Source organism: Streptomyces sp. NPDC001502 (genome assembly GCF_042894785.1).
Lineage (GTDB): Bacteria > Actinomycetota > Actinomycetes > Streptomycetales > Streptomycetaceae > Streptomyces > Streptomyces kutzneri.
The window spans coordinates 1-1,452 of record NZ_JBIAVW010000057.1 but is presented as its reverse complement, the minus strand read 5'-3'; the positions used below and the strand labels follow the sequence as shown (position 1 = coordinate 1,452).

The window sequence follows — 1,452 nt, the reverse complement described above, 5'->3', positions numbered from 1 at the left end:
TCAAGGGGTCCTACGTTGTTGGTGGGTTGCACGGGCCGTCGTAAGGTCCAGAGGCCCAGAGACGCCGGGTATGGCTTTCAAGGGGTTGCCCTCGATGGTTCGCCTCACCTGGCCGCCCGGCGTCTCACGACGACCTGACCGCTGATTAGGAGCTGCGAGCCCCTTCGGGTGCATCGCTGAGTAGGACCACGCTGGCGAGGTCGTCCGGACGAACAGCGCACACCGAACGACCGGAGGAACAGGTGGCCAAGATCTGGGCGGGGACAGACGTCGGCAAGACGCACCACCACTGCGTGGTGCTCGATGCCGAGGGCAGGAAGCTGCTGTCGCGGCGGGTGCTGAACGACGAACCGGAATTGCTGGCCTTGCTCGCCGATGCACTCGCGATCGACGGGGACGTGGTCTGGGCGGTCGACGTCGCCGACGGTATGGCCACTCTGCTGATCAACATATTGCTCAACCACGGCCAGCAGCTCGTCTACATACCCGGCCTGGCGGTCAATCGTGCCTCGGCCGGCTACCGGGGTATGGGCAAGACCGACGCCAAGGACGCGACGGTCATCGCCGACCAGGCCCGGATGCGACGAGACCTGACGATCCTGCGGCCGGACGACGAGCAGACCGTCGAACTGCGGATTCTCACGGACCGCCGGGCTGATCTCAACGTGGACCGCACCCGCCGGATTAACCGCCTGCGCGGCCAACTCACCAGCATCTTTCCCGCGTTGGAACGCTCTCTTGATCTCGGCAACGTCGGGCCGCTGACCCTTGTCAGCGGCTACCAGACTCCGGCCGCTCTGCGACGCACCGGCCGCAGGCGGCTGGAGATCTGGCTTCGGAACCGCAAAGTCCGCAGCGCCGAAGCCCTCGCCGAGGCCGCCCTGGAGGCGGCTGAGCGCCAGCACACCGCCGTGCCCGGGGAGAAGATCACCGCACAGGTGATCCACACGCTGGCGAAGGAGGTGATGGCCCTCAACGAGGAGATCGCCGAGATCGACAAGCTCATCGCGGCCCGGTTTCGCGACCATGAACTCGCCGAAGTGATCTCCAGCATGCCCGGGATCGGCCCGCTGCTGGGTGCCGAGTTCCTCGCCGCCACCGCCGGCGACATGAGCCGCTTCGGCAGTTCCGACCGCCTGGCCAGCTTCGCAGGTGTCGCCCCAGTTCCACGGGACTCGGGCAACGTCAGCGGCAACCTGCACCGCCCCCGTCGCTACCACCGCGGCCTGCAACGCGTCTTCTACACCTCCGCGCTCATCAGCATCCGCAACTGCGACGCGTCCCGCCGCTTCTACGAACGCAAGCGCGCCGAAGGTAAGCGCCATACCCAAGCGGTCCTCGCTCTGGCCCGTCGACGGGTGAACGTCCTGTGGGCACTCATACGTGACGGACGGTGCTTCCAACGCGAACTCCGTGTCACAGTCGCAGCTTGACAACGTCATTAGGAGGTGG

The 1,452-nt window shown here is 66.4% G+C and carries 1 protein-coding gene; it reads left to right on the top strand.

Annotation, left to right across the window (positions count from 1 at the left end; genetic code table 11):
* The first annotated feature begins 242 nt into the window (after positions 1–242).
* Complete coding sequence (locus ACFY0D_RS40225; protein ID WP_390802814.1) at positions 243–1,433, top strand: IS110 family transposase; 1,191 nt, start codon at positions 243–245, stop codon at positions 1,431–1,433.
* The last annotated feature ends 19 nt before the right edge of the window (positions 1,434–1,452 follow it).